1 pseudogene is annotated in these 1240 nt (G+C 65.2%); it reads right to left on the bottom strand.

The features are described from left to right. Positions 1–42: 42 nt before the first annotated feature. Positions 43–1159, bottom strand: a pseudogene (locus tag AWC25_RS24150) (IS3 family transposase). Between the last annotated feature and the right edge of the window lie 81 nt (positions 1160–1240).

Genomic DNA, 1240 nt, shown 5'->3' with positions numbered 1-1240 from the left:
TGGCCGGACCCCGTGAACTGGTCCACGGCGAACGAGAGTCCTTCATCGGTGGATACAGGTGGCAGCGTAGCGGGCCGGGGCTTGGTAGCCCAGCGATGAGTGGCGTCGGTGATGGTTGTACTCGTGTTTCCAGTCGCCGATGACGACGCGGGCCTGGGCCAGGGACCAGAAGCTGTTGATGTTGAGGCATTCGTCGCGGATGCGAGAGTTAAACGATTCCACGTAGCCGTTGCGCCAGGGCTCGCCCGGCGGGATGAAGTGCAGCCCGACCTGGCCGCTGGCCCAGTCGCCCATTGCGCCGCAGGCTAATTCGGGACCGTTGTCGCAGCGCAGCACCGTCGGGTAGGTGCCGCGTTGGGTAGCCAACCGGTCGAGTTCGTCGATGAGGTGATCGCCGGTGATGCTGCGCTCGACCATGCCGCCGAGGCATTCACGGGTGTGCTCATCGATAATCGACACGATCTTGATTGGCCGCCCGTCGGTGGTGACGTCGAACTGGAAGTCCACCGCCCATACCCGGTCGGGCGCATCGGCCACCACGGTCGGTGCGGCCGTGGAGGTGCCGTGGCGTTTACGCTTTCGGCGCTGCGGTACCCGCAGGCCTTCCTCACGCCAAAGGCGTTGGACCTTCTTGTGATTCACTGCCCAGCCCTCAGCTCGAGCGTCATGGTAAGCCGGCCGAAAACCCCGGCGGGATGCTTCTTGGCGTAGGTCCGCAGCCAGTCCCGCAGGGCGGCGTCCGGATCGGCGGGAGTCGCCGCGACCGGTTCATGGCGTTGGGTGGCGCGGTGTTGCCCGGTGACGCGGCAGGCGAACCGCTCGCTGACCCCCAGCACGCGCTGGAGGTGACGAACGGCTGCCCGCCGGCGTTCCGGGCCTAGAAGTTTCCCTTCGCGATCTCCTTGAGCGCGTCCTTTTCCAACTCGGCGTCGGCCAGCAGCCGCTTGAGCGTGGCGTTCTCGCGTTCGAGGTCCTTGAGCTTCTTGGCGTCCTCGGCCTTCAAGCCGCCGAACTGATTGCGCCACCGGTGATAGGTGGCCTCGGAAACACCAAGCTCGCGGCAGACCGCCGCGGTGTCCTTACCCTCGGCCAACAGCCGGTCAGCGGCCATCAGCTTGCGCACAACCTGTTCTGGACTGTGCCGTTTCCTCGTCGCCATGATCTTGTCGAGCCTTCCTGCCCACAACCTGGGCCGCAAGACTCTCATAAGCCATGGATCAACGGATCGGGGTCAGGTCAA

Origin of the sequence: Mycobacterium sherrisii, from assembly GCF_002102355.1 — a bacterium.
In the GTDB taxonomy this organism is placed as follows: Bacteria; Actinomycetota; Actinomycetes; order Mycobacteriales; family Mycobacteriaceae; genus Mycobacterium; species Mycobacterium sherrisii.
This window is presented reverse-complemented; position numbering and strand designations above follow the sequence as displayed.